Annotated in this window: 23 protein-coding genes; 4 read left to right on the forward strand and 19 right to left on the reverse strand. The window is 59.5% G+C overall.

Annotated elements, in window-relative coordinates; all coding sequences use genetic code 11:
* Positions 1–3: 3 nt before the first annotated feature.
* The 5 genes from caiT to def form a co-directional block, all read right to left on the reverse strand.
* Positions 4–1,494: an L-carnitine/gamma-butyrobetaine antiporter gene (gene caiT, locus MPN23_RS12285; protein ID WP_243544484.1), complete on the reverse strand. Its 1,491-nt coding sequence runs from the start codon at positions 1,492–1,494 to the stop codon at positions 4–6.
* Positions 1,495–2,246: 752 nt separating this feature from the next.
* Positions 2,247–3,263 (reverse strand): DUF362 domain-containing protein, encoded by a 1,017-nt coding sequence (locus MPN23_RS12290; RefSeq protein ID WP_243544485.1) that lies wholly within the window; start codon positions 3,261–3,263, stop codon positions 2,247–2,249.
* A gap of 80 nt (positions 3,264–3,343) precedes the next feature.
* Positions 3,344–4,177, reverse strand: a complete 834-nt coding sequence (locus MPN23_RS12295; RefSeq protein ID WP_243544486.1) for a DUF116 domain-containing protein — start codon at positions 4,175–4,177, stop codon at positions 3,344–3,346.
* 6 nt (positions 4,178–4,183) lie between these two features.
* Positions 4,184–5,146, reverse strand: coding sequence for a methionyl-tRNA formyltransferase (gene fmt / locus MPN23_RS12300; RefSeq protein WP_243544487.1), 963 nt, complete (start codon positions 5,144–5,146; stop codon positions 4,184–4,186).
* On the reverse strand, positions 5,134–5,631 hold the full coding sequence (def, locus tag MPN23_RS12305) for a peptide deformylase (protein WP_243544488.1): 498 nt from the start codon (positions 5,629–5,631) through the stop codon (positions 5,134–5,136). Before def ends, fmt begins: the two co-directional genes overlap by 13 nt.
* Positions 5,632–5,845: 214 nt before the next feature.
* On the opposite strand from def, the gene MPN23_RS12310 reads away from it, so the two are divergent.
* Positions 5,846–6,679, forward strand: a complete 834-nt coding sequence (locus MPN23_RS12310) for a hypothetical protein (protein WP_243544489.1) — start codon at positions 5,846–5,848, stop codon at positions 6,677–6,679.
* 103 nt (positions 6,680–6,782) lie between these two features.
* Positions 6,783–7,466: a queuosine precursor transporter gene (locus MPN23_RS12315; protein WP_243547390.1), complete on the forward strand. Its 684-nt coding sequence runs from the start codon at positions 6,783–6,785 to the stop codon at positions 7,464–7,466.
* 84 nt (positions 7,467–7,550) lie between these two features.
* Here MPN23_RS12315 and MPN23_RS12320 read toward each other — a convergent pair whose 3' ends face one another.
* The 9 genes from MPN23_RS12320 to MPN23_RS12360 all read right to left on the reverse strand — a co-directional run bounded on the left by MPN23_RS12320 (position 7,551) and on the right by MPN23_RS12360 (position 17,316).
* Positions 7,551–7,952, reverse strand: coding sequence for a sugar 3,4-ketoisomerase (locus tag MPN23_RS12320; protein ID WP_243544490.1), 402 nt, complete (start codon positions 7,950–7,952; stop codon positions 7,551–7,553).
* Positions 7,953–7,974: 22 nt separating this feature from the next.
* Positions 7,975–9,081 (reverse strand): DegT/DnrJ/EryC1/StrS family aminotransferase, encoded by a 1,107-nt coding sequence (locus tag MPN23_RS12325; RefSeq protein ID WP_243544491.1) that lies wholly within the window; start codon positions 9,079–9,081, stop codon positions 7,975–7,977.
* Between the two features lie 192 nt (positions 9,082–9,273).
* Positions 9,274–9,756: a 5-(carboxyamino)imidazole ribonucleotide mutase gene (gene purE / locus MPN23_RS12330; protein WP_243544492.1), complete on the reverse strand. Its 483-nt coding sequence runs from the start codon at positions 9,754–9,756 to the stop codon at positions 9,274–9,276.
* Between the two features lie 108 nt (positions 9,757–9,864).
* Positions 9,865–11,142: a phosphoribosylamine--glycine ligase gene (purD, locus tag MPN23_RS12335; RefSeq protein ID WP_243544493.1), complete on the reverse strand. Its 1,278-nt coding sequence runs from the start codon at positions 11,140–11,142 to the stop codon at positions 9,865–9,867.
* Positions 11,143–11,347: 205 nt separating this feature from the next.
* Entirely contained in the window at positions 11,348–12,382 is a 1,035-nt protein-coding gene (locus MPN23_RS12340) for an ABC transporter ATP-binding protein (RefSeq protein WP_243544494.1), read from the reverse strand.
* Position 12,383: 1 nt separating this feature from the next.
* Positions 12,384–13,478 carry an ABC transporter ATP-binding protein gene (locus MPN23_RS12345; protein ID WP_243544495.1) on the reverse strand — a complete coding sequence of 365 codons (1,095 nt, stop codon included), beginning with the start codon at positions 13,476–13,478 and terminating at the stop codon, positions 12,384–12,386.
* 64 nt (positions 13,479–13,542) lie between these two features.
* Positions 13,543–14,466: an ABC transporter permease gene (locus MPN23_RS12350; RefSeq protein ID WP_243544496.1), complete on the reverse strand. Its 924-nt coding sequence runs from the start codon at positions 14,464–14,466 to the stop codon at positions 13,543–13,545.
* An 11-nt stretch (positions 14,467–14,477) separates the two neighbouring features.
* Positions 14,478–15,509, reverse strand: a complete 1,032-nt coding sequence (locus tag MPN23_RS12355) for an ABC transporter permease (RefSeq protein WP_243544497.1) — start codon at positions 15,507–15,509, stop codon at positions 14,478–14,480.
* A gap of 73 nt (positions 15,510–15,582) precedes the next feature.
* Positions 15,583–17,316, reverse strand: a complete 1,734-nt coding sequence (locus MPN23_RS12360; RefSeq protein WP_243544498.1) for an ABC transporter substrate-binding protein — start codon at positions 17,314–17,316, stop codon at positions 15,583–15,585.
* A 398-nt stretch (positions 17,317–17,714) separates the two neighbouring features.
* On the opposite strand from MPN23_RS12360, the gene MPN23_RS12365 reads away from it, so the two are divergent.
* Positions 17,715–18,071 carry a PilZ domain-containing protein gene (locus MPN23_RS12365; RefSeq protein WP_243544499.1) on the forward strand — a complete coding sequence of 119 codons (357 nt, stop codon included), beginning with the start codon at positions 17,715–17,717 and terminating at the stop codon, positions 18,069–18,071.
* 481 nt (positions 18,072–18,552) lie between these two features.
* Here the strand turns inward: MPN23_RS12365 and MPN23_RS12370 are convergent, their stop codons facing one another.
* Positions 18,553–19,425, reverse strand: a complete 873-nt coding sequence (locus tag MPN23_RS12370; protein ID WP_243544500.1) for a DMT family transporter — start codon at positions 19,423–19,425, stop codon at positions 18,553–18,555.
* A 166-nt stretch (positions 19,426–19,591) separates the two neighbouring features.
* Between MPN23_RS12370 and MPN23_RS12375 the strand changes: the two genes are divergently transcribed.
* Positions 19,592–20,323, forward strand: coding sequence for a hypothetical protein (locus MPN23_RS12375; protein WP_243544501.1), 732 nt, complete (start codon positions 19,592–19,594; stop codon positions 20,321–20,323).
* A 606-nt stretch (positions 20,324–20,929) separates the two neighbouring features.
* Here the strand turns inward: MPN23_RS12375 and MPN23_RS12380 are convergent.
* The 4 genes from MPN23_RS12380 to gyrA all read right to left on the reverse strand — a co-directional run bounded on the left by MPN23_RS12380 (position 20,930) and on the right by gyrA (position 26,115).
* Positions 20,930–21,703: an HD-GYP domain-containing protein gene (locus tag MPN23_RS12380; RefSeq protein ID WP_243544502.1), complete on the reverse strand. Its 774-nt coding sequence runs from the start codon at positions 21,701–21,703 to the stop codon at positions 20,930–20,932.
* Positions 21,704–21,707: 4 nt separating this feature from the next.
* On the reverse strand, positions 21,708–22,574 hold the full coding sequence (locus tag MPN23_RS12385; RefSeq protein ID WP_243544503.1) for an SDR family oxidoreductase: 867 nt from the start codon (positions 22,572–22,574) through the stop codon (positions 21,708–21,710).
* Between the two features lie 163 nt (positions 22,575–22,737).
* Positions 22,738–23,532: a tetratricopeptide repeat protein gene (locus MPN23_RS12390; protein ID WP_243544504.1), complete on the reverse strand. Its 795-nt coding sequence runs from the start codon at positions 23,530–23,532 to the stop codon at positions 22,738–22,740.
* Between the two features lie 138 nt (positions 23,533–23,670).
* A complete protein-coding gene (gene gyrA / locus MPN23_RS12395) occupies positions 23,671–26,115 on the reverse strand; it encodes a DNA gyrase subunit A (RefSeq protein WP_243544505.1) in 2,445 nt (814 codons plus the stop codon).
* Between the last annotated feature and the right edge of the window lie 33 nt (positions 26,116–26,148).

The raw sequence follows: 26,148 nt of genomic DNA on the forward strand, positions 1-26,148 counted from the left end.
AAATTACCAGTTGTTCTTCTTGGCGTCCTTGAGGAAGGACCAGATGATCATCAGGTTGACGAAGAAGAGCGGGCAACCGCCAGCGATGATCGCGGTCTGGAGGGGCTTGAGGCCGCCCAGAGCCAGCAGGGTCACGCCGATCACGCCGACCAGCACGGACCAACCCACGCGGACCCAGACAGGGGGCTCGGAGTAGCCGTCAGCCTCGGTGCAGGTGGACATGGCCAGGGTGTAGGAGCAGGCGTTCACCAGAGTCAGGGTGGCGATGAAGCACAGCACGAAGAAGATCACGATGGTGAAGGTCGGCATGGGCAGAGCGGCCCAGGTCTCGATGACCGCACGAGGTGCGCCGTATTCGCCCACCAGATGGGTCAGGTCGATGGCGCCGCGACGGATCAGATCCATGGTGTTGCCGCTCAGCACGGTCCACATGAACCAGGTGGTGGCGGTCAGGCCGGCAACCATGCCCACGCACACTTCGCGGACGGTACGGCCCTTGGAGATGCGGGCGAGGAACAGGCAGGTCTGGATGCCGTAGATGACCCACCAGGCCCAGTAGAACACGGTCCAACCCTGCGGGAATCCGCCGCCGCCGATGGTGTCGGTGTACAGCAGCATGCGGCCGAAGCGGTCGAGCAGCACGCCCATGGAGTCGGTGAAGTAGTTGGCGATGAAGGTGGTGCCGCCGAGGCACAGGACCCACAGCAGAACACCGATGGACAGGTAGCTGCGGAAGTCGGAGGCAAGGCGCATGCCCTTGTTCAGACCGAAGGCCACGCAAATGGCGTTGAGCACGATCCAGCAGGAGATGATCGCGGCGTCGAGACCCAGGGTGTGGGGGATGCCGAACAGGTACTGCATGCACTCGGTGACCAGCGGAGTGGCCAGACCAAGGCTGGTGCCCATGGCGAGAATCAGGGCCACGATGTACAGGTTGTCGATGATCACGCCGACAAGGCCCTTGCAGTGCTTTTCACCAAGCAGCGGAACCAGGGTGCCGCTGGGGCGCATGACGTTGATCTTCTTCACGAACAGGAAGTAGCCGAAGGCAACGGTGAAGAAACCGAAACCGGCCCAGGGCAGCGGTCCCCAGTGGAACAGGCTGTAGGCCAGACCATATTCCTGCGCAGTGGCGGAAAAGGGTTCGAATCCGAAAGGCGGGGTGGCCACGTAGCAGTAGGCCTCGTAGGAGCCCCAGAAAAGGACTGCGGCGGACGTGGAAGACGCGAACAGCATGAAAATCCAGCTCGCGGTGCTGAATTCGGGCGCTTCGTCACCAAGCTTGTTGTTCTTCCAGGGGCCGAAAACCATCCAGCACCAACCGGCCAGCATGACGATCATGTACCACTCGAAGGCCCAACCCCAGGAGTAGGTCACGTAGTGGAACAGGGCGTTGATGGCGTTGTTCGCGGCATCCAGATCCCGCACGGTCAGATACGAGAGGAATCCCACGAAGATCAGCGAAGGGAAAAACACCTTCGGATCAATAGTCACTTTCTTTGCTTTCTCGGGTTTCATCCGGAAATTCTCCAACTGATGGTTAAAATATCGTTCCTAACAGTTCCTCAGCTCGTGGCCCCAGCCTGGCTTCAGGCCCCCCATGGCCGCCGATCCGTCGGAACTCCGCATGCAATGCTGCCAGCGTCCTCGGCTGGCGAAATTTCTTTTCCCCAGCATGTCCTCCTGACTTGTCCGAATCTGTGTTTGTGATTTTTTGCATAATCGTGATCATTTTGCAATCGCATTTTTTAAAAAATCATGATCAGAGTCTGGAAAATAGAGAAAAAAACACTTATTTTGAAAAGTTATACTTGTTCCAAAATGCGGAATTCGGAGGCGGGATACTCGCGATTATAGACAAATATCGACATGAAAAAGATTGTTTCATATCGAAAGACAATTTAATCGCGTCAAAAAATGACCAGCGTTCACTTTGCACATGGACTTCCCCAGCTGTTCACCCTGCCCCGAACAACTTCCGCACCATTCAATGAAGCAACCTTGGCCTGCCGGAGTGAACCACACGCAACATCCTGAAAAAAATAGCATATCCAAATTCATGGATATGCCATTCCAGCAATGCCGGAACTCTTTCGGGCAGTCGCTGCTTGTGCCGCACAGCAACAAGGGGCCGGGCAATGTGAAAGCCTTCACAGCCCGGTCATCCGACTGAAGTCAAATGAAAATGTCGTTGTTTGAACCGTTGCCGAAAGCGATGCGGACAGGGTGTCCGCTGCATGAATCGCCTATCCCAGCTCCTTTCTGATCCGTTCGACCATTCCGGAGGCTTCGCCATTGACCGGAATCAGCTCGATCCCGGCTGGCGAGGTTGCGCCAAGGCCGAGCCGGGCCGCGCGGTGAATCTGTTCCTGTTCGAAAATCGCACCTTCCGCCACTTCCGGCGTGGTGCCGAGCAGACGCAGGACAGCGACTCCGACCGCATCCATGGCCACGGGATCGGACGCGGCGAACATGAGTTCGGGTGCGGCCAGTTCCCCCTTGTCCGGCCCGCCCGAGGTAAAGGCGAATCGTCCGTCCATGAGAATGAGATCGCTGCGAAACGCCAGCCCGATTTCCGCGATGAGCAGCCGCTGCAGGGGCGAGGCGTGCAGTTCGCGCATGTAGTTGTAACGGGTGTCGGGGTCATGCTTGGCAATGGCGCCCACGGCATTTTTCAGGGACATGGTGAAATGACCGCCGAACCGGTGCGTCTTGAGGCAGCAGGTCTGCACCACGGCTTCGGCCTCGGCAAAGACGCGCGCCAGACAGAATCCCTGCTTCCACGAACACCCCACGGGCTCGTAATGCACGTATCCGTCCATGCCGAGCTCATCCATGTCCACCACGGACACGCCGAGTTCCCGGCACACGCTCAGGATGCGGGTGGCGTCCAGCACGTCCCGGGTGGTGCCCATGCCGCTGCGCTCGGCCAGAGTGATCGGGCCGCACCCCGCGCCCTGAAGCGCGGTCACAAGGGCGTGCAGCGTTTCCGGGGATGTGGATGCCGGGAACGGATCCGCACTGTTGGCGTTGGCCTTGAGCCCGATCGAAAGGGTACGGAAATCCTCCAGCCCGAAGCGCTCCAGCAGGGCCGGGACCGCCCTTGCCGGATCGGTTCCCTTGTACACGTACACGCGTGATGCAGGCATGGCGTCCCCCTTGTGCGGCAGGGACAGTCCGGCCAGCAGCCCCGCGCCCAGCACAAGGGCGCTGCGAATGCACCTGCGACGGCTCACCACGGAGGAAAAACCTGTCTCGGACATGAAAAATCCCTCCCTGCCTCCGTGATACGACCGGAGCGGGAGGGATGTATATTAGAAGAAGGGAAGTGCGGAACGGATGGTCAGCGGGAAGCGCCCTGAGCCGTGCTGATGGTCTTGCCGGTCCCCTGTTTTCCTTCGAGATATTCCGGATACAGGAAACGATGCAGGGCCTTTTCCAACTCCTCGATGGAAACCGTGGTGTCCAGACACGGACCATGGGGCCGCTCGTTGAGCACGCCGTACACGGGCAGGGGATAGGTATCCTGAATGCCGCTGGACAGATCGCGGTAGCAGGCCACGGCAATGATCATGCGCGGTCGAAGCTGGACCACGATGCGCCGCGCCACGGTGCCGCCCGTGGCAATGGCCAGATGCACGCCGTACTTGTCGTGCAGGTCCAGAAGCCCGGCGATCGGACACTTGCCGCACCGCTTGCAGTTGTTGATGTCGTAGGTCAGACGGCGGTTGCACCGGCTGTTCTGCAGGCAATGCGGCATGAGCAGCAGAATGTCTTCCGGCAGATACTTCCCGGCCTCGGCCAGCACGAGTTCATTGTTCACGCTGACAAAGGACAGCAGGATTGCGGGCTTGGAAATGCCGAAGGCCCGCCCGAGCAGCACCATGAGCGGCAGGAACAGCTTGACCGTCAGGCCCCGGAACCGCTGCGCTCCGGGCAGGGGCCGCTTGAGCACGATGTTCAGGAACAGTCCCCAGTAGGCCACGCAGACCAATGCGCCGAGCAGAAAGACAATGCCGCCCAGCAGCCACTTGGCAGCCGGATGAATGTTTTCCAATCCCACGTACGGGATGAGCCAGGCCAGAGTCAACGCGAGGCACATCACGAAACAGGCCACGCTGATCAAGGCGATGAAGAGTCTTTTGCGCGCCTTGCGCACGCTTTTGGGATGCTGCATACGTCGCTAATCGCAATCCTTCATGTATCCGCAGGCGAACGCGCTCGCGTCCATGTTCTTCCTCCCCTGAGGCTTGACCCCGGGAGTCAGGTAGATGCCGTCCGACGCAACAATGGCCAGCTTGCCGTCCATCTCGCCGAGAATGGTGCCCGGAGCCACGGCCGGTGCGGTCTCCTGACTGATCTCCCCGGGCTGGACATTCAGGCGCAACGGCTTGCCGTCGGGCCGGGTCCACTGGAAATACGCGCCGGGCCAGGGATGCATGGCCCGAATCCGGTTGTGGATGTCCTTGACCGGCTGGCTCCAGTCGATCTCGCCTTCGCTCTTTTCCAGCTTGGCCGCATACGTGGCCAGGGAATCGTCCTGCGGCTTGAGTTCGTAATCCTTGCGCACCAGCCGGGCCAGCGCCTCCACGATGCAGATGCCGCCAAGGGCGGCCAGCTCGTCGTGAATGGTTCCGGCATGGTCGTTGTGCCCGATGCGCAGGGCGCGCTGCACCATGACCGGGCCGGTATCCAGCCCGGCCTCCATGCGCATGATGGAAATGCCGGTCACGATGTCGCCGTTCTGGATGGCGCGCTGGATCGGGGCCGCGCCGCGCCACTGGGGCAGCAGGGAGCCGTGCACGTTCAGGGGCAGCAGTCTGGGAATGTCCAGCACGGACTGGGGCAGAATCAGGCCGTAGGCCGCCACCACGAGCACATCCGGCTCCAGCGCGGCAAGTTGGTCCACGTCCTTCCGTTCCTTGAAGTTCACGGGCTGAAACACGTCGATGCCGTTTTCCAGAGCCACCTGTTTCACGGCGGACGGCTTGCACACCCTGCCGCGTCCGCACGGACGGTCGGGCTGGGTATACACGGCAACGACCTCGGCCCCTTCAAAGCCGAGCAGGGCCTTGAGGCTCTCTGCGGCAAAATCCGGGGTGCCCATGAAGACAATGCGAAGTTTGGGAAAATCTATCTGGTCCATTTGGCGGCCTTCTTGCGATACATGGCCTGTTTCAGGCGACTGGAACGATCCACGATGGTGGTCCCCTCCAGATGGTCTATCTCATGCTGGAGAATGATGGCAAGGAATCCGTCGGTCTCGATGCAGACATCCTCGCCCTCGGGATTCATGGCCGTGACCTTGACCCGCTCCTTGCGCTTGATCTTGGCCCCGAACTGCGGGCAGCTCAGGCACCCTTCCTCGGATTCGACCTCGCCGCCGCATTCCACGATCTCCGGGTTGATGAGCACGCGCAAATCCTCGCGCACCTTGGGGCCGGTCTGGTCAACGCAGATCAGACGGATGGACTCGCCCACCTGAGGCGCGGCAAGGCCCACGCCGTCGCCTTCATACATGGTTTCCACCATGTTTTCGATAAGTTCCCTGAGTTCGGGCGTCACCTCGGTCACGCGTTCGGCCTTTCTGGCCAGAACCGGATCAGGCCACGTGCAGATATCCAGTTTCATATACCCTCCGGCGCAATGCACCAGCTTGTTCATTTCGGAAAACGCACCGCAGTCCGCTGCGCGGTGCGGCAATGATGGTGTCTCATATAATAATAAGGCAGGAATTTCAAAAAGCGAACCTCGGAGGTAAAAATTCAACCCAACCAGCCGGTTCGCCGAATACTTTTCCGAAACTCATGCCTAAAGGAATTTCCTCCGCCTTCCGATAGGACCCATGATGATCATACAGGCGGGCAATCTCAACTACGCCTTGATGCAGAAGGCGGACACTTCGGGCAGGCAGGCATTTCCGCGCACCGCGGATCAGGCCGGGCCGGGCCTGAGGCTCGGACACGCGATTTCGCCCGCAAAAAACGGTCTTGCACCCGCAGCCCCGCAGGCCCGGGAACAAGGGGTGGCGGCCGGGCCGCAGACCCTGGGCCGGACGTTCTCCGACGAAATCATCCGCCGCATGGACCTCCAGGCGGACGAGACCGGACAGGTCAAGGACCCGGCCGCCCTCAACGATTCCCTTGCCGCGACCATGGACTGGGTACGCGAGCGGTTCGGAGACGAAACCGCAGCAGCCGCCGCCGGCATGATCCTTCAGGACACCTCGGACACCGTGAACGAGGACGGGCTGGGCAACGGCCTGCTCAACACCCTGCGCTTCATCGACCGCAATTTCGGCATTGCGGCCGGAGACGAGGCCATGGCCCGGTTCAACTCCGGAATCAACGAGGCCCTGAACGACTACTTCGACAACGGGTCCGAGGAAATCTTTCATGCCGTTGCCGCGCAGGACGGCGCAAATGCGACTCGGGACCTGAATCAGCGATTCTTCATTCAGGCTTCCGAATCCGCAGAAACCGCAAGCCAGAAAAAGGACCCCACCCTTGAAATGCTGGACCAGTTCCGCAAGGAGCTGGAGGAAAAGGCGGGCCTGACTTCACTCAAGGAAGACCTTGATCAGCAGTCCGATCCGACCCGGACCACCACGGCCAGAGCCCTTGCCGCATACAGCGCGATTCCGGCCCCGGAACCGCAGCTCACCGAAGCCGTGATCTGATCGCACCCCGCGCATTCCACCACGCCGAACCGAAAGGCATCGCCACACCCGGGCAAAGTGATAATCCTTGACCATGGCCGGAAATCCGGGCATGGCACGGGCCATGAATGAAGCGCTTTGGATGGGATTTGCTCTGGTCGACCTGAGCATGGTCCTGCTGATCTATCGTTTTTTCGGACGCGTGGGGCTGTTCAGCCTGCTCGCCTTCAACCTGATTCTCTGCAACATCCAGGTCATGAAGACCGTGGAGCTGTTCGGACTGACCACCACGCTGGGCAACATCCTGTATGCCAGCGTGTTTCTGTCCACGGACCTGCTCAGTGAATTCCACGGCAAGGAAGAGGCAAAGAAAGGCGTGCTGCTCGGATTCATCACCCTGCTGCTCATGACCATATACATGCAGGCCGCGCTCTACTTTCAGCCCGCTGCCAACGATTTCGCGCACCCGCATCTCGCGGCCCTGTTCGGTTTCATGCCGCGCATTGCTCTGGCCAGCCTTGCCGCCTACCTGATATCCCAGCTCCACGATGTCTGGGCCTTCCACGCCATCAAGCAACGCACCGGCTCCCGCCTGCTCTGGCTGCGCAACAACGCTTCCACCATGCTGAGCCAGTTTCTCGACTCCGCCGTCTTCTGCACCATCGCCTTCTACGGCATGTTCCCCATGAACGTGTTCTGGGAAATCCTGCTCTCCACCTACGTCATCAAGATCGCCGTGGCCGTGCTCGACACCCCGTTCATCTATCTCGCCAGAAAGATCATCCCCGGAGATACCGCGCAAGCATAGGTTCGACCATTTCAAGCCAGAACGGACCTCCACGCAGTTGTCTGCGCGGCGGCCCGTTCTGGTTTGCACTACCTGCCAGGAGGGCTATGACTTCAGACTTTGCTTAAATTCGTCATACGACCTGATATATTCGTGCTCGTCATAATATTGGTTGGCAAGCACCATCAACACGCAGCCCTGGGAAAAATTTTTCATTTCCCGCCAGATGTTTTTCCCGATGTACAACCCCTGATCCGGATAATCGAGTTTCACTTCTTTCACGGAACTTCCATCGTCCAGAACAATGGTGCAACTGCCGTTCACGCATATCAGCACCTGTTCGAGATTTCTGTGGGCATGCTTGCCGCGATCCACACCGTGCCGTGTGTCAAAAATGTAATACACCCGCTTTATGTCGAACGGAATCTGCCTGAACTGCTCAAGAGCAACAAGAGCGCCCCGGTCATCGCCCATGACGTCGAACCGTAGAAAATCTATGTTCTTCATGTTGTTTACCACGTTGTCCAGATTAACCGCGCCACGCATTCAGCGCCGCAGCAACCCTGTCCGCATCATCAAGCGAAAGCACGGGGGACATGGGCAGGGAAAGCACTTCTGCGGCAAGCTGTTCCGCCAGAGGCAGATCAGCCTCGTCAAATTCCCTGTAAGCGCCCTGCCTGTGTATGGCTGTGGGGTAGTGAATGAGCGTCTGTATACCTTTTTCCGAAAGATATTGCTGAAGTCCGTCCCTGTTTTTCGACCGGATGACAAACAGGTGATAGACATGCCCTTCTGCTCCATGCACCTCGGCAGGCAACTGGATCGCCGGATTCGTGACCCTACTTCTGTAACGGGATGCTATGCGCCGACGATGCGCATTGTCCAGATCCAGAAAGGGCAGCTTGACTGAAAGCACGGCAGCCTGCAGTTCATCCAGCCGCGAATTCCTGCCCTTGGCCTCATGCACGTACTTTTGGGATGAACCGTAATTGCCGAGCCCCCGAATCCTGGCCGCCAGTTCCGCATCATTCGTGGTCACGGCTCCACCGTCGCCCATGGCACCGAGATTCTTTCCGGGATAAAAGGAAAAGGCTGCGGCATCTCCCAGATTTCCCGCCCGTTTTCCCTGAAACAGGGCCCCATGAGCCTGGGCAGCATCCTCGATGACCTTGAGACCGTATTTTTCGGCCACGGCATTGATCGACGCCATGTCGCACACCTGTCCGTACAGATGAACGGCCATGACAGCCCTGGTCCTTTCCGTAATCGCGACTTCAAGCCTTGCTGGATCGATCGTGAACGTGGCCGGGTCCGGCTCCACGAACACGGGAGTGGCTCCGTTGGCGGATATGGCCAATACTGAAGCTATGAATGTGTTGGAAGGGACAATCACCTCATCTCCGGGACCGATCCCGTATGCGTTGAGAATCAGATCAAGCGCATCCAAACCATTTCCCACGCCGACGCACTCGCCAGTTCCGCAATAGGCGGCAAAATCCTTTTCGAATGCGGCAACCCTGCTGCCGAGAATATACCAGCCCGAATCAAGAATCCCGTTCACGGACTCGTCTATCCTGTCTCGAAATCTGTCATTGATCTTCTTCAAATCAAGAAAGGGAATTACAGCGGCGCTCATGTCTAACTCACAGAGAAAAAAGTGGAAAAGTACACCCAAACAGCTCATGCCTATCCAGCGGCCCGAGGAAAGCAACAAGGCCTACCGACTGTAGGGCAAAGGCAAACCCAAGACAAGCCGCAATGGATGCTGCGGAAACAAGAGGAACCTCCCGAAAGAGGTTCCCCAGACCGCCCAAAAGGCATTCTTCATCTACAAAGTAGCGGCAGCGCGTTCCACGTCTTCCTTGAACTTGTCGCGTGCGGCCTTGAGGCGTTCGGCGAGTTCGGGATCATGGAGCGCGATGATCTGTGCGGCAAGCCAGGCCGCGTTTTTCGCGCCGACCTTGTCCAGCGCCAGCGTGCCGACCGGGTAGCCCGGGGGCATCTGGACCGTGGCAAGCAGCGCGTCCATGCCGCCGAGCTGGGACGCGGTCAGGGGCACGCCCAGAACCGGTTTGATGGTCTTGGCGGCCACGGCTCCGGCCAGATGCGCGGCCAGTCCGGCTGCGCAGATGAACACCTGACACCCGTCGGCTTCAAGCTCCGAGACGAGCCGGGCCGTGCGTTCCGGGGTGCGGTGCGCGGACGTGACCGTGAATACGCAGTCAACGCCCAGTTCCTTGAGCAGATCCGCACAGGGGCGCATCTTGTCCTCATCCGAAAGCGAACCCATGAAAACAGCTACCTGAGCCATGTTCACTCCTTGAATGTCCAGGAATTTTCCGGTTCTGCACATCCCCCGCCCGGGAATGCGCAAGGCTGAATTTCGAAAGGCGTCCCCGGTTGCAAGGACGCCTGTTCGTTATTTCATTCTTTTCAGACCTTTTTCCGCTATGTCGTGTCGGAAATAGCTCTTGTCGAAGTGGACCAGATCCACGCCCTCGTAGGCCTTTTTGCGTGCCTCGGCCAGATCGCGACCCAGCGCCGTGACGCAGAGCACGCGGCCGCCGGAGCTCAGAATGCGTCCGTCCTGCTCGCGCGTTCCGGCCTGAAACACCTTGACGTTGTCCAGCGCGTCGGCCTTGTCCAGTCCGGTGATCTCCATGCCCTTGGGATAGGACGCGGGATAGCCCTCGGCTGCCATGACCACGCCGCACGCGGTCTCGGGCCGAACCTTGACCTCGACCTGATCGAGCCTGCCGTCGATGCACGCGAACATGATGTCCACGATGTCCGTATCCAGCCGCATGAGCAGGGGCTGGCATTCGGGATCGCCGAACCGCACGTTGTATTCCAGCACGGACGGGCCGTCCTCGGTCATCATCAGTCCGGCGTAGAGCACACCCTTGAAGGGCTGGCCCTTGGACGCCAGCAGTTCGAGAATGGGCCGGATCACGAGTTCCGCGGTTGCGGCATATTCGGACTCGGGCAGGATCGGAGCCGGGCTGTACGCGCCCATGCCGCCGGTGTTCGGGCCGGTATCCCCCTCGCCCACGGCCTTGTGGTCCTGCGAGGACGGAAGGAGCGCATAGTTGCGGCCATCGCAGAACGCCAGAAACGAGGCTTCCTCGCCCTTGAGGCATTCTTCGACGACAATGCGGTCGCCAGCGGCATCAAAGGCCTTTCTGACCATCATGTTTTCCGCGGCTTCCAATGCCTCCTCGGTGGTGGAAGCCACCACAACGCCCTTGCCCGCAGCCAGACCGTCGGCCTTGACCACAAGGGGCGCGCCCTTCTTCCTGATGAACGCGGCAGCAGCCTCGTATTCGTCGAATACCCGGAACGCGGCAGTGGGCACTCCGGCCTCGTGCATCACGTTCTTGGAAAACGCCTTGGAGCCTTCCAGATTCGCGGCATAGGCATTGGGACCGAAGCAGGGAATCTGCTCCTTTTCCAGTGCGTTCTGAATGCCGAGCACCAGCGGCAGCTCGGGACCGGCCACGACCAGGTCAACTTCCTCGTCACGGGCCAGCTTGACCAGCGCGGGAATGTCGTCGTCCTTGACAGGCACATTGCGACCGACCTGCGCAGTGCCGCCATTGCCCGGCGCGCACAGAATCTGATCGACCTTGGCGCTCTGGGCCAGCTTCCAGCACAGGGCGTGCTCGCGCCCACCTGAACCGACAACCAAAATCTTCATCGGAATCCCCCTCTACGGGTTTGCTGTGGAAATGTGTTCCCGGTGTAAGGAAAATCGGCCCTTTTATCAAGGTTCATGCATGCGGTACACAAGCCGTGAAAACCGACAGCCCGGGATGGAATTGCGGCAACATGCCCTTTCTCCTGAAAAAAAGGCGGAACGCTTCAAAAGCGTCCCGCCTTGCATGTTCGATGAACAATCGGTCCTAGCTGTATTTTCTCAGACCGTAATTTTCCTTGACCAGCTGCATGACCTGATCGCGGCGATGACACGCGACCTTGTGGCCGTTGCCCACGTCCGCGAGCTCGGGTTCGGTTTTGCGGCATTCGTCGATGCAGAACGGACAGCGGGTGTGGAAACGGCAGCCCTGCGGCGGATTCATGGGGCTGGGCACATCGCCTTCCAGCACGATGCGGTGCGCATCGGAGTGCACGTCCGGATTCGGAATGCCGGACAGCAGCGCATGGGTGTAGGGATGCATGGGCGTGGCAAACAGGTCGTCGGTCTCGGCCACTTCCATGGCCTTGCCCAGATACATGACCACGATGCGCGTGGAGATGTACTTGACCACCAGCAAATGGTGGGTGACGAACAGGAAGGTCAGGCCCAGGTCCTTGCGCAGGCTGTCGAGCAGATTCAGAATCTGCGCCTGCACGGACACGTCGAGCGCGCTGGTGGGTTCGTCGAGCACGATGAATTCCGGCTCGGCCGCAATGGCACGGGCCACGGCGATGCGCTGACGCTGACCGCCCGAGAATTCATGCGGATAGCGCATCACGTGCATGCCGGACAGGCCCACCATTTCGAGGATGGACACGACCTTGGCTTCCAGTTCGCGGGCGGACAGATGTTCGCGCTCGCGAATGGGTTCGGCAATGATGTTCTTGATGAGCATGCGCGGATTCAGGGACGTGGTCGGGTCCTGAAACACCATCTGGAGCCGGTTGCGGATGCCCATGTGCTTCATGCGCGACAGGGACACGGACGCGATGTCCACGGGATCGCCGTCCTTGGGATAGTAGATGGCCTGTCCCGCAGTCGGATCGTGAAGCCGGATGATGGCCTTGCCCGTGGTGGTCTTGCCGCAGCCGGATTCACCGACCACGCCGAGACATTCGCCGCGGTAGATGTCCAGATCCAGCCCGTCCAGCGCCTTGACCGAATTTATCTGGCGCTTGAGCACGCCGCCGACAATGGGATAATGCTTCTGCAATCCCTTGAGTTCGAATATCTTTTCCATGCTATTTGCCCTCCCCGTACAGATGGCAGGCCACGAAATGGCCCGGTTCGGCCTCGAACAGGGACGGACGATCCTGACGGCACACATCCATGGCCTTGGGGCAGCGCGGATGGAACCGGCAGCCCGGGGGCGGGGTCACGAGGTTGGGCACGCTGCCCTCGATGGACTGGAGCGCGCCTTCCTGACTGAACTTGGGCACGGAATTGAGCAATGCCTGCGTGTAGGGATGCAGCGGATTGGTGAATACCTTCTCGACCTCGCCGGTCTCGCACAGGTTGCCCGCGTACATCACGCCCACCTTTTCGCAGGTCTCGGCCACAACGCCGAGGTCGTGGGTGATGAGCAGAATCGAGGAAATGCGGGAACGCTTGAGTTCCTTGAGCAGCTCCAGAATCTGGGCCTGCACGGTCACGTCGAGATTGGACGTGGCCTCGTCCGCGATGAGCAGCGTGGGATGGCAGGCCAGCGCAATGGCAATGACGATGCGCTGCTTCATGCCGCCGGACAGGTTGTGCGGATAGCGCGTGACCACCTCTTCGGGGTTGGCGATGCCAAGCTGGCCGATGATGTCGATGGACCGCTTCAGAGCTTCCTTCTTCAGCAGCCTGTCCCAGTGCTTGAGCACGGGAATCCGGCCGAGCAGGCGCAGGGCCGGGGAATCCGGGTCCTTGGCCGCCATGCCGTACACCGCGCGATAGAACGGAGTCAGCATGCCATAGGTCCTGCCGCCCTCGCCCATGTCCGCGGATATCTTTTCGCACAGGCTCTTCCTGCGGTGGAACAGGAAGCTTTCCGCCACCTGATCGCCAATGGTCATGACCGGGTTCAGGGCCGCGTTCGGCTCCTGAAAGATCATGGAAATGGCATCGCCGCGCACCTTCTGCATGTCTTCTTCGGACAGGGACAGCAGGTCGATGGGCTCGCTGTTCTCGGTCTCGCGGAACAGCACCTGCCCGCCCTCGATCTTGCCCGGGGACTGGATGACCCGCATCATGGAACGCACGGTCACGGACTTGCCGCAACCGGATTCGCCCACAAGGCCGAAGGTGCAGCCATGGTCGATGGACAGGGAAAAGCCGTTCAAGGCACGAACCACGCCCTCATAGGTGTAGAAGTTCGTGGTCAGATCAGATCTTTGCTTCGAGTAATGCCGCCATGACTTACCTCCGCCTCAGCTTGGGATCGAAGGCGTCGCGCAGGGCGTCACCGATCAGGTTCCAGGCAAGCACGAACAGGATGATGCAGATGCCCGGAAAAACGATGGTGTACCAGAACTTGAAGGGATCGTCCGGCGGTCCCACGATGTAGTTGCGCGCCAGAGCGACCATCTGCCCCCAGTCCGCATAGCCCTTGGGAGCGCCAAGGCCCACGAAGCTCATGAACGAGGCCGAAATGACCATGGAACCCATGTCCATGGAGGCCATGATGAGCACAGGATAGATGGAGTTGGGCAGGATGTGCCGCAAAATTATCTTGAAGTCGGACACGCCCATGAGCTTGGCCGCATGCACGAATTCCTGATCCCTGAGCTTGAGCACTTCCGAGCGGATCACGCGGACGTACCATCGCCATTCGACCAGGGCCAGGGCGATCATGATGTTCTCCAGCCCCCGCCCGAAGGCGACCACTATGGTCATTGCGAGCACAAGGGTTGGTATTGACCAGACTATGTCCACGAATCGCATGAGCAATTCATCGAACCAGCCTCCGAAATAGCCCGCGAGTATGCCGAGGGAAATGCCGATGACACCGGCGATGCCCACGACGAACAGACCGATCTTGAACGCGGTGCGGGTGCCCCACACAACGCCGTAGAAGATGTCGTACTGGCCCGAGGTGGTGCCGAAGATGTGGGTTTCGGACGGTGCCTTCGGGGTCGGGGAATACCCCTTGTGAGGCATCTTGTACGGGGCATGGTCGTACTTGGGCGGCGCTATGTACGGCGCACTGAACGCCACGCCCAGAAAGAACAGCAGCAGGGTGAACCCGATGATGGCCGACGGGTTCCGGAAAATCCGGCGCAGCGTGAACTTGATCTCGCGCAGCCTGGGATCTTCCTGTGTGGTTTCGATTGTTGTTTCCATATATCTACTCTCTACTGGAGCCGGATTCTCGGGTCGATGTACGCGTACATGATGTCGATGATCAGGTTCGACAGCACGAAGACCACGCCGATGAACATGCACACGGACATGAGCACGGGCATGTCGAGCTGGGTGGCGGATTCGGCCAGCCACCAGCCCATGCCCTGCCTGCCGAAGACCACTTCCACGGCAATGGAACCTTCCATGGACAGGGCCACCAGCTGCCCGGCCACGGTAATGACCGGAATCATGGCGTTGCGCTTGGCGTGCTTGTTGTAGATGGTCTTGGAGTCCGCGCCCTTGGCCTGTGCCGTGATCACGTAGTCCTTGTTCATTTCCTCGATCATGCCGGAACGCATGACACGCATGAGCAGAGCCACGACAACGATGACCTGGGTCAGGACCGGCAGCACCAGATGGGATATGGCGTTCAGGGTGACGTCCAGACGGCCGTTCAGGATGCCGTCCACGGAATACATGCCGGTATAGCGGGTGAATTCGTCGGGATTGTTGGCGACCCAGAGGGAAATCTTGTCCGAGATGATACCCGGTTGGAACAGGTCGAAGTAGCCATAGAAGACCATGAGCAGAACCAGGGCGAACAGAAAGGTCGGCAGGGACCAGCCGATGATGGCGCCTATCCGGGTGGTGTGGTCGAGCCACGTATCCCGGTTCACTCCGGATAGGGTGCCTAGCCATATGCCCACGATGATGACAAGAGGCGAGGCGAACAGGTTCAGCTCGAGAGTGGTGGGGAAATAGTTCCAGAACGCCTCGGCCACGGGCCGAGCCGCCACCAGGGACCAGCCCAGGTTGCCTTCGGCCACTTCCTTGACCCAGCGCACGTACTGGACATGAAACGGTTTGTTCAGCCCGTACTGTTCGACGAGCTTGGGAATGTTTTCCGCCTGCTGGGGGGTGGTGACGTATGCTGCGGCGCGGCGTTCCGGGCTGAATGTCATGAGCAGCCCGAAAATGAGTACCGACACCCCGAACAGGACGAACACCAGAAAGATCAGGCGCCTAAGTATGTATGAGGTCATAATGGTATCAATCGTGCCCCGAAAGCCGAATCGGCTTTCGGGGCACGCGGTTTAATCGGCCATGTAACCGGTTCTAGTCTTTGTGAATCCTGCTCAGGTTCTCCCATTCCTGGTCGAACATCGGATGCGGGACAAAACCCTTGACGTTGCTGCGGTAGGCGAAGTTGTCGATCTTCTGGTAGATCATGCAGCCCGGGGCGTCCTCGTACCACATGTTCTGGATGCGCTCGTAAATCTTCTGGCGCTTGGCAGGATCGATCTCGAAACGGCCTTCCTTGAGCAGGCGGTCGCATTCCTCGTTCTTGTAGGCCATGTACTTGCCGTACACGCCCTTGGAACCCATGAAGGTGAACAGGAAGTTGTCCGGATCAGGGAAGTCCGCGCCCCAACCGATGATGAAGATGGGGTACATGAACTTGCGGTAGGCAACAGTGTAGTCCTTCCAGTCCACGTTGCGCACCTCGATCTCGAACTTGGGGTTCAGGCTCATCACGTTCTCGGCCAGCATGTGGGCCGCGGCCTCGCGCTGGGCGTTGCCGGTGTTGTGGGTGATGACCATCTTGAAGCCCTTGTCCCAGACCTTGCCGCCAAAGGCCTGCTTCATCTCGGCAGCGGCCTTTTCCATGTCGAACTCGTAGGTGGGCACGTCGATCTGATAGGGCAGACCCTTGGCGTTCGGGCTGCTCGGCATGATCACCTTGTTGCTCCACACGTCCTCGGCGTACATCTTGGAGTCGAAGCAGTGCAGGAACGCGCGGCGCACGTGAATGTCGGAGAAGAAATCAGTGGGGATGCCCTCGCCGTCCAGCTTGCCGGAACCGATGCTCGGGTTGCCCACGGGATTGATGTTCTGGCAGAAGAGCGCGCCGGAAACCGAAAGCTGCGGCACGGAAGTGACGGTCACGCCGTCCATGTGCTCCACTTCCTCGAGATACTGGGTGTCCAGCATCACGCGGTCCGCATCGCCATTCTGCAGGGCGAGCTTGCGGGAGCTCCATTCCTTGTTGTAGCGGGCAATGCCGGTCTTCAGGGCCGGCTTTTCACCCCAGTAGCCGTCGAAGCGCTCGAAGATGAATTCCTTGGAGGGTTCCCACTTCAGCATCCTGAAGGGGCCGGTTCCATTGGCGATCTTGTGCAGCGGCTCGGCGCCGAAGGCGGGATTGTTGAACTTGGCGGCGTTCCTGATGTCGCCATCCCAGCAGCCATTGGCAATGGACCATTCCTTGTCCATGACCACGCCGCCGTAGGAGTAGGCCATCACGGCCAGCAGCGGGGGGAACGGCTTGGGCAGATGCAGCACCACGGTGTCGCCCTTCACTTCCACGGCCTTGTCGATCTTCTCGAAAATGCCGGGGATGGGCTTGTTGTTCTCGCGGGTGGTGGAAACGCCGACAAGGGCTTCCAGCATCATCCACATGGGGCCGCCTTCCTGGTCACAGATCATGTGACGCTTGATGGAGTAGGCCACGTCCTCGGGAGTCAGCTCGCTACCGTCATGAAATTTGACGCCCTTGCGGATTTTGAAGGTGTAGGTCCTTCCGCCGTCGGAGATGCCGCCGTTTTCCATGGTCGGCACTTCCGTGGCCAGTACGGGCACGAACTTGTCCGTGGCCGATCCGTCGAAAAAGATCAGGGACTCGTAAATGTTCATGATGCGCTGATGGGACACCACGTCGTAGGCGCACGCCGGGTCAAGGCTGCGGACCGTGCCGTAGCTCTCGAACACGAACGTGTCCTTGCTCGTGGCGGCCAGGGCCGTGGTCGCCATCAGACAGAGCGCGATCAGGGGCAGTAAAATCTTTCGCATGCTCGTTCCCTCCTCATTCGGATGAGCTGTCCGCGCCTCCCCCGTAAAACGGAATTGCCGTCTTCAAAGGCGTCGGATGTTTCGGAAAAGATCAGATAACAGGCGTACTATAGGCGCTGATTCCACGAAACGCAGTATTTTTTCTCCGCAATTCAGCGAAAAAAAACGTCCCGAAGCCCGTTTCCGACAGGCAAACCAGTGAAGTCGGATGAAAAAGCCGCACAAAACACCGAAGAACGATCGTCGGATTGGAAACGGGACGAATTGCTCTATACCTTTATGGGCGAAAACGCAAGGAAGGCACCTTTTCGCTCTGTTTCCAGCCGATGATTATAATTCACGGCATCTTGGAAACCAACTCGCACATATGCTATCCCTAAAATCGCAAGGAGGACTCCATGAGTCGGGAAAAACGAATCGGCACGCGCGTGGACGCGGAATTCGATGCCTACATCACCGTGGATGACGTGGTCACGCCCGTCAAAACCCTGAACCTCAGCCTGCGAGGAGCCCTCCTGCGCGGCTGCGAGGACTGCCCCATCGGCACGCTCTGCGAATTGCATCTCCCCCTCTCCCCGGGCGTGCGCATCGTGGTCGAAGGCAAAATCGTGCGCGCTCAGGGACAGGACGCAGCCATGCGATTCACCGATATCGACGAGCTCTCCTTCACCTTTCTCCACCGACTCGTTCAACTCAATGCCCACGAAGCCGACGATATTGATGACGAACTCATGCAAGTTTTCAGGAAGATGTAAGAAATGCCTCCGGCGGCCCCTCCCGGGGGGCTGGGCGCTGCCCAGACCCGCAAGGGGACGGACCTCCCCTTGACCCCATTCTGTTTTCCGGAAATCGAACAGCCTGAGAAATGCCCTGTCGGGACATTTCTCAGGCTGTTCGATTTCCGGAAAACGGGTGGTCCAAAAGAAAATGGGGGCATCTTTTAACTGCCTGTTTCACCCGAGTCCTGTTTTTCGGCAGGGCAGGTTCTCGCTTTTCCGCATCTCCCTACGCCGCCAAACGGCCTTTGAAGCCATCTTTCCCTTGCTGGCGGCGTAGAACCAAAAAGCTTTGAAGAGTCCAGAGAAACTTTCACGAAAGTTTCTCTGGTCGCCGAAGGCAATCTTAAATCAGAATAAAATTCTGTTTTCAACCATCCGATGAATTTTCATGCAGTTTTGAACAAATAAACCGTGGTTTTCCAATTTGCATTATTGCGAAATCGCGATCAGATTGCCGTTATTCCTCATGGTGTTTGTGCTGCCCGATGTACAGGGTACCGCCGATGATGAGTGCGGCCCCGGCCCAGGTCCAGATGTCCGGGGCGTCATCAAGGAACAGCCAGCTCAGAAAGGCGGCTTCGACAATCTGGATGTAGCCCACGGCCGAGAGTCTGCCTGCGGGTTCAAGGGCGTAGCCCCGGGTCATGAAATACTGGCCCGCGTTCATGAGCAGTCCCACGCCGAGCAGCATGGCCCATTCCCAGCCCTGCGGCATGACCCATGTGGCGGCCATGAGCGGGGTTCCAAGCACGGTGGCATAGGGCTGGTAGATCATGACGATGGCGGGATGTTCGGTTCTGGTCAGGGCGCGCACCGTGACGATGGACATGGCGGAGACGACCATGGCGGCAAGGGCGAGCGCCACGCCCGCGGGATCGAGCGGATCGGCCATGCCGAACAGGAACGAGGGGCGGCAGATGATGGCGACCCCGGCCAGACTGATGAACATGGCAATGATGGTCCGGCCGGACATGGCCTCGTGCAGGAAGATGGCGGCGAGCAGCGCAATGATCACGGGCCGGGCCTGCACAATGGTCATGGAGTCGGCCAAAGGCAGCAGGATCATGGCCTGAAACGTGAAGTAGAGGGACAGGAATCCGAACAGACCACGAAACACGAGCAGCCAGCGGCGGTTGCCAAGCAGGGATTCCCCGACCCCGGTCCGGCGCAGGATGCTCCAGCACACGCCGAGTCCGATCACGCCGCGACAGAACAGGATTTCCGAGGCCGGAAGACGCTGGCCCGCAATCTTGACCAAAAGAGACCCCAGACAGAACAGGGTCACGCCGAGAAGCATGAACCTGACGCCCGGGGAAAGCATCCGAAGCATGCGCAGGAGCCTAGGCCGTTCGCGCACGAGCCTCAAGCAAAAGATGCCGAGCGGCGTGACACGGCGAAAACAGGACAGTTTTCTGTTGTTGTCACATGAAATCGAATCCATAATACAGCAGAACGCATGCCCATCATCCCATTCACCTTATCCCCCGGAGGTCGTCATGACTCCTTCACAGAAACAGGTACACCCCCTGCTCGACCTACTCCTGAAGCTCATGAAGCACTGCCATTCCGAAAAAACCAACCGTTTCCAAGCGCCCATCTTCCCCCTGATTGACGGCTGGAAAAACGAGGGCGGCAATGGAGACAGGGGCATGTTCCTGAAATGCCTGGATCACGTCAGGGACACTCCCTTCGTGAACAGAGTGAATGGCGAGGCCATGGAAACGCCGTTCATCGATGCATACGAGATTGAAAATGATGAAATATCCATCGTGTACAATCAGGATTACATGCGCAACTATTTCGCAATGGAACATGAACTGAAGGACCAGTTGGAAAACTTCGAGCAGCCCGAAGCCGAAAGGGAGGCCCCCGACCCGCATGCTGAACTGGGCAGCCTTGTTACGCTGTTCTGCAAGGTTGCCGCAGCCTGCCTCATGCAGAACACGAACACGATTCGGATCAATCTGGACAACCTTGTACGGCAATGGGTGAAGTGCGACGGCAGCGGCGACAGGAATACCCTGCTCGCGTTCACGGCCAACCTGACCAGCACCGAATTCGACTTCGAGTACAACGACACGGCAAGGACATTGCAGCTTGCCTCCTTTTTCCAGACCGACATGGATTACAATCTGGAAATCGTCCTCAGCAACGACTTTCTGGACACCTGGGCCGACTACAGGGAAAACGGCGGGGACCTTTCCCTGACCATGCACGACACCATGTAAGGTCGGGAAAAACCGCACACGAATCCTTGCCTCAAGGCAAAAAAACCGCTCGGAACAGAAAACACTGTTCCGAGCGGGACGGAAAGCTGCCCAAGCCCACACGTACACTCGTACGCGAACCACCAAGCCCTCCCCACTTGCACCACGCGAAAAAGGCATTTTGCTCCGGGTGGGACGAGTGCAAGGCGCGGAAAGCCGCTGAAGCCCACGCGTACACTCGTACGCGAACCACCAAGCTCTCCCCTCTTGCACCATGCGAAAAAGGCATTTTGCTCCAGGTGGGGCGAGTGCAAGGCGCGAAAAAACGCTGAAGCCGACGCGTACACTCGTACGCGAACCACCAAGCTCTCCCCTCTTGCACCACGCGAAAAAGGCATTTTGCTCCAGGTGGGGCGAGTGCAAGGCGCGAAAAAACGCTGAAGCCCACGCGTACACTCGTACGCGAACCACCAAGCCCTCCCCCCTTGCACCATGCGAAAAAGGCATTTTGCTCCGGGTGGGGCGAGTGCAAGGCGCGAAAAAACGCTGAAGCCGACGCGTACATCAGTACGCGAGGCGCCAGCGGTTTTGAGCAACGCAGCAATCGCCCCGCTCGGGGCAAAATGCCTAGGATTCCATGCCGTTTTGTTCGATGTCGTCCATAAACGCCTCCACCACGTCCGGGTCCAGAGCGCTTCCGGCCATTTCGCCGAGCACGGCAAGGGCATGCTGGGGCGTTCGTCCGGGCTGATAGGGCCGATTCGTGGTCATGGCGTCAAAGCAGTCCACCACGGCAAGAATGCGCGCGCCGAGCGGAATTTCCCCGTCGCGCAGACCACGCGGGTAGCCCTTGCCGTCCAGCCGTTCGTGGTGGTCGTACACGTATTCGAGGACCGGACCGAGAAAATCCAGATCCTGAAGGATGTTGTAGCTCCATTGCGGATGGCTGCGGATCTCAAGGAGCATGTCCTTGTTCAGGCTGGTGTCCTCGTTGGAAAAGATGGTGTCGCTGAACCCGATCTTGCCGATGTCGTGCAGGATGCCGGCAATGCGAAGCTGTTCCACGGTGTCGGCATCCAGCCCGAGCCGCTGGCCGAGCCGGGCCGCATACGCGCCGACACGGTCGCCGTGCCCGGCGGTATAGGCATCGCGTTCGCCAAGGGCCGTGGCAATGGCGGTCACGGTCTTGAGGGAATTGGCCTTGAGCTGCTCGGCGAGCTGTTCAAGGTGATATTCCCTTGCCTCGATGCGGACCATCATCATGCCCACGGCCTCGGCGATTTCCCGAATTTCCGGGGGATAGCCCGGGCCGGTCAGTTCCATGATATCGTCGGAATACGTGCCCCCGGCGATTTCCCTGATCAGCCGCAGCAGGTTTTCCCGGCCCTTGAGCGGGATCATGACCCTACTTCCAGACAGCCGCGTTTTCCCGGACGAAATCCGCGAAGGTACGCGCGGGCCTGCCGGTCAGGTGTTCCACGGCATGGGTCACGTTGGCAGCCAGTCCGAGCTTGACCACGCGGGTGAGGCTGACGAGCATGCTCACGTTCCATTCGGACAGTCCGGAATCCTTGAGCGCACGCACATAGTCGTCCTCGGGCACGGAATCGTAGCGCACATCACGTCCCGAAGCCTCGGCAATCTGCCGGGCCACGTCGGCAAGGGACAGGGGGGCGGGCCCGGTCAGGGCGTAGGTGCGTTCGGCATGGGCTTCGGAATCGGCAAAGACGGCCCCAACGCAGGCAGCAATGTCGCGCACGTCGATGTAGCTGATCTTTGCCTGTTCCTCGGGCACGGCAATGACGCCGTTCTCGCGAATGGACGCGCAGTAGACGCCGGAAAAGAGCTGCATGAAATGATTGGGCCGCAGAATGGTGAACGGGATTTTCGAATCCTCGACATACTGATCGACCATGCCGAGTTCCCGGCCCAGTCGCCAGTGCGCATCCGAGCTGACTCCGTATCCGGAAGCGCGCACAATGTGCTTCACTCCCGAACTTTTGGCGGCCTTGACCGCATTGTTCCCGAACCGGGCCAGCGTCTGGCTGAACGGGCTCATGAGAAACAGGCCGTCGCACTCCTGCATGGCCTGTTCAAGAGTGTCCGTGTCCTGAAAATCGAATGTGCGCGCTTCAATGCCCTGCTGGGCAAAGGCGTCCGCCTTGTCCGGGGAATGCACTCCGGCAACGGGCTCCAGACCGCGTTCCTTCAGTTCCCTGACGACTTCCCTGCCCATGTTGCCGGCAGCACCGGCCACGAAAATCCGTTTCATATCCACCTCCGGAGATTGCATGAGTGATCCACGCACCGCAATGCGGCCGCAAACCGCTCCGGTGAGTTGTTCATTGCTCGGAAATGCCTAACAGTCCGTGGGAAAAATGAAAAGCCGGGCAAGGCGGAAAGGTGCGGAAAATGCGCAGATTCAGGAATGGGCGCTATTGCGCATGGGCATCCAGCGAGTTGAGCCGGGATTCCACGACCTTGGGGTTGGGATAGGTTTCGCGGATGGACATGAGCAGTTCCCGGGCCTTGGCGTATTCGCGTTCGGCCTCGTAGATGTCCGCGAGCAGGAAGGTGCCAAGGGCACGAATTTCCTCGTCTGCGCCATCGAGGACGAGAAGCCGTTCAAGGGATTTCTTGGCCTGATTCCAGGAATTGATGAAGCTGTAGCTCTGGGCCAGTTCGTACAGGCACCGTGCCCGGGCCTGCGGATCGCTGGCCGTGTCCGCGCAGTTTTCCAGCGTGGCGGCCACAAGGTCGAAGTTGCCCTGCCTGCGGTAGAGCTTGGCCATGCGCAACTGGGTGTCGGCCACGGCCTTGGGATCGCCAGCGGCATGGGCAAGGCACTTTTCATAGGATTCCAGAGCCTTGGCCCAGTTACCAAGCTGGTCGTACACATCGCCGAGCTGGGACATGACCTTCCAGGCAAGTTCATTGTCCCGGCCCAGTTCCAGATACATGGCTTCAAGCAGGACAACGGCCCGCTCCAGATCGCCCTTGTAGGCAATGGATATTTCCGCAAGCCGTTCCCATGCTTCCTCGCGGAACTTTCCCTGCGGCTGATCCTGAAGATAGTGTTCGTATCCCTTTTCGGCTTCCAGAAAAAACCCCTTGGAATAGGCTTCCCGGGCCTGCCGAATGTCCTTCATGCCCGGCGCGTCATTCGGTCCGCAGCCGGACAGGCAGATCAGAAGGGCCGCAAACAGGGCCAGAGCATATGTGCGAATCATGCGGATACGAAAACTCCCGAAAAGAATTTGCCGCTCGCTCGCGGCCGGACCAATTTCCCTGTTCCGGCGAAAAAAAGCAAGCGGCGCGCAACAGTTTGTGTTGCGCGCCGCGTCATCGTCTGAAACAGGCTGAAGAGCCTAGTTTTCCTCGGTCTCGTTCAGGCCGTCGTCCCGCACGAGGTCGAAACCGACCACGGCGTTCTTCTCGTCCATGCGGACCAGACGCACGCCCTGCGTGGCACGACCGCGCGTCAGGCTGATCTCCGACACCTTCATGCGGATGATCTTGTTGCCCGAGGTCAGCAGAATGGCCTCGTCGCTCTCGTTGACCAGATTGGCACCGAGCACCTTGCCGGTCTTGCTGGTCAGGCGCATGTTCAGAATGCCCTTTCCGCCGCGGCTCTGGACCCGATACTGCTCGATATGGGTACGCTTGCCGAATCCGCCCTCGGACACGGTGAGCACTTCCTGACGTTCGGAATCGCCGGACACCACCAGGGAAACGACCTCGTCATCCCCGCGCAGGGCAATGCCCTTCACGCCGGCAGTGGCGCGGCCCATGGGCCGCGCGTCCTTGATGTTGAACCGGATCGCGGTGCCGTCGCGCGTGATGAGCATGGCGTCGGCCTCGGGATTGACCTCGGTCACCATCATGAGCTCGTCGCCATCCTTGAGGTTCACGGCCTTGATGCCCGTGGTCCGGCAGTTCTGGTACTGCTCCATGCTGGTGCGCTTGATCATGCCCTTGCGCGTGGCGAACAGGAAGTAGCGATCCGCGTCGAATTCGCGCAGGGACAGGGCCGTGGCAATGTATTCGTCCTTGTCCAGCGGCAGCAGGTTGGCCACATGCGCACCCTTGGCGTAGCGGCTGCCCTCCGGCACCTGATGCGCCTTGATCTTGAACATCTTGCCGAAGTTGGTGAACAGCAGCAGGAACTGATGGTTCGTGGTCAGCAGGAAGGTGTGAATGAAGTCGCCATCACCTGTCTGCACACCGGCGATGCCCTTTCCGCCCCGGCGCTGGGCCGTGTAGTTGGACAGGGGCACGCGCTTGATGTAGCCGCGCTTGGACAGGGTGATCACGGCTTCGTCGTCCGCGATCAGGTCCTCGATGTCGATGCTGCTGGGATCGTGGGCCAGCAGCTGGCTCTTGCGCGGAGTGGCGTAGCCTTCCTTGATCTCGACCAGTTCCTGACGGATGACCGACTTGAGCACGTCCTCGTTCTCCAGAATGGAGCGGTAGTACTCGATCTTCTTCATGAGCTCGGCCAGTTCTTCCAGCAGCTTGTCGCGTTCCAGTCCGGTGAGCTTCTGGAGTCGCATGTCCAGAATGGCCTTGGCCTGAATCTCGGACAGCTCGAACCGTTCCATCAGGTTGGTTCTGGCCTCTTCCACGGATGCGGACGCGCGGATGAGCTTGACCACCTCGTCGATGTTGTCCACCGCGATGCGCAGGCCTTCCAGAACGTGGACCCGGCGTTCGGCCTTGTCCAGATCGAAACGGGTGCGCCGGATGACCACTTCGCGGCGGTGCTCCAGGAAGTATTCCAGCACGCTCTTGAGATTCAGCAGCATGGGCCGCTTGCCCACGACCGCCATCATGTTGATGCCGAAGGAGGTTTCCAGCGGCGTGTACTTGTAGAGCGCGTTGATGATGATGTCGGGAATGGCGCCGCGCTTGAGATCGATGACCACGCGGATGCCCCTGCGGTCGGATTCGTCGCGCAGGTCGGACACGCCTTCGATCTTCTTGTCGTGCACGAGCTGGGCGATCTTCTCGACCAGCGAGGACTTGTTCAGGGCATAGGGAATTTCCCGAATGACGATGGACTGCTTCTTGCCCTTGTTGTGCTCCTCCACCTCGACCACGCCGCGCATGCGGATGGAACCGCGGCCCGTGGTGTAGGCATCCCTGAGCCCCTGCCCGCCGTAGACCAGTGCGCCGGTCGGGAAGTCCGGGCCCTTGATGAACTGCATGAGATCCTCGATCTCGCAGTCCGGGTTGTCCAGCAGATGCACGGTGCCGTCCACAAGCTCGCCAAGATTGTGGGGCGGAATGTTGGTGGCCATGCCGACCGCGATGCCTGCCGTGCCGTTGAGCAGCAGGTTGGGCACCTTGGTGGGCAGGACTTCCGGCTCCTGCAGCGAGTTGTCGTAGTTGGGCCGGAAATCGACGGTGTTCTTGTCGATGTCGCCCAGAAATTCGCTGGTAAGCCTGGCCATGCGCACCTCGGTGTAACGCATGGCTGCCGCGGAGTCGCCGTCGATGGAACCGAAGTTGCCCTGACCGTCCACGAGCATGTCGCGCATGGAAAAGTCCTGGGCCAGACGCACAAGGGCGTCATACACGGCCGAGTCGCCGTGGGGATGGTATTTACCGATGACGTCACCGACGACGCGCGCGGATTTCTTGTAGGCCCTGTTGTAGCTGTTTCCCAGATCGTGCATGGCGTACAGAATGCGCCGGTGAACGGGTTTGAGCCCGTCGCGCACGTCCGGGATGGCGCGCCCGATGATGACGGAAAGCGAATATTCGAGATAGCTTTTCTTCAGTTCGCTTTCAATGGTGATCGTGTCGCTCATTCTCCCTCCGGGTAGTCCGCGGAAACCTTCCGC

Origin of the sequence: Pseudodesulfovibrio tunisiensis (assembly GCF_022809775.1) — a bacterium.
Classification (GTDB): Bacteria; Desulfobacterota; Desulfovibrionia; order Desulfovibrionales; family Desulfovibrionaceae; genus Pseudodesulfovibrio; species Pseudodesulfovibrio tunisiensis.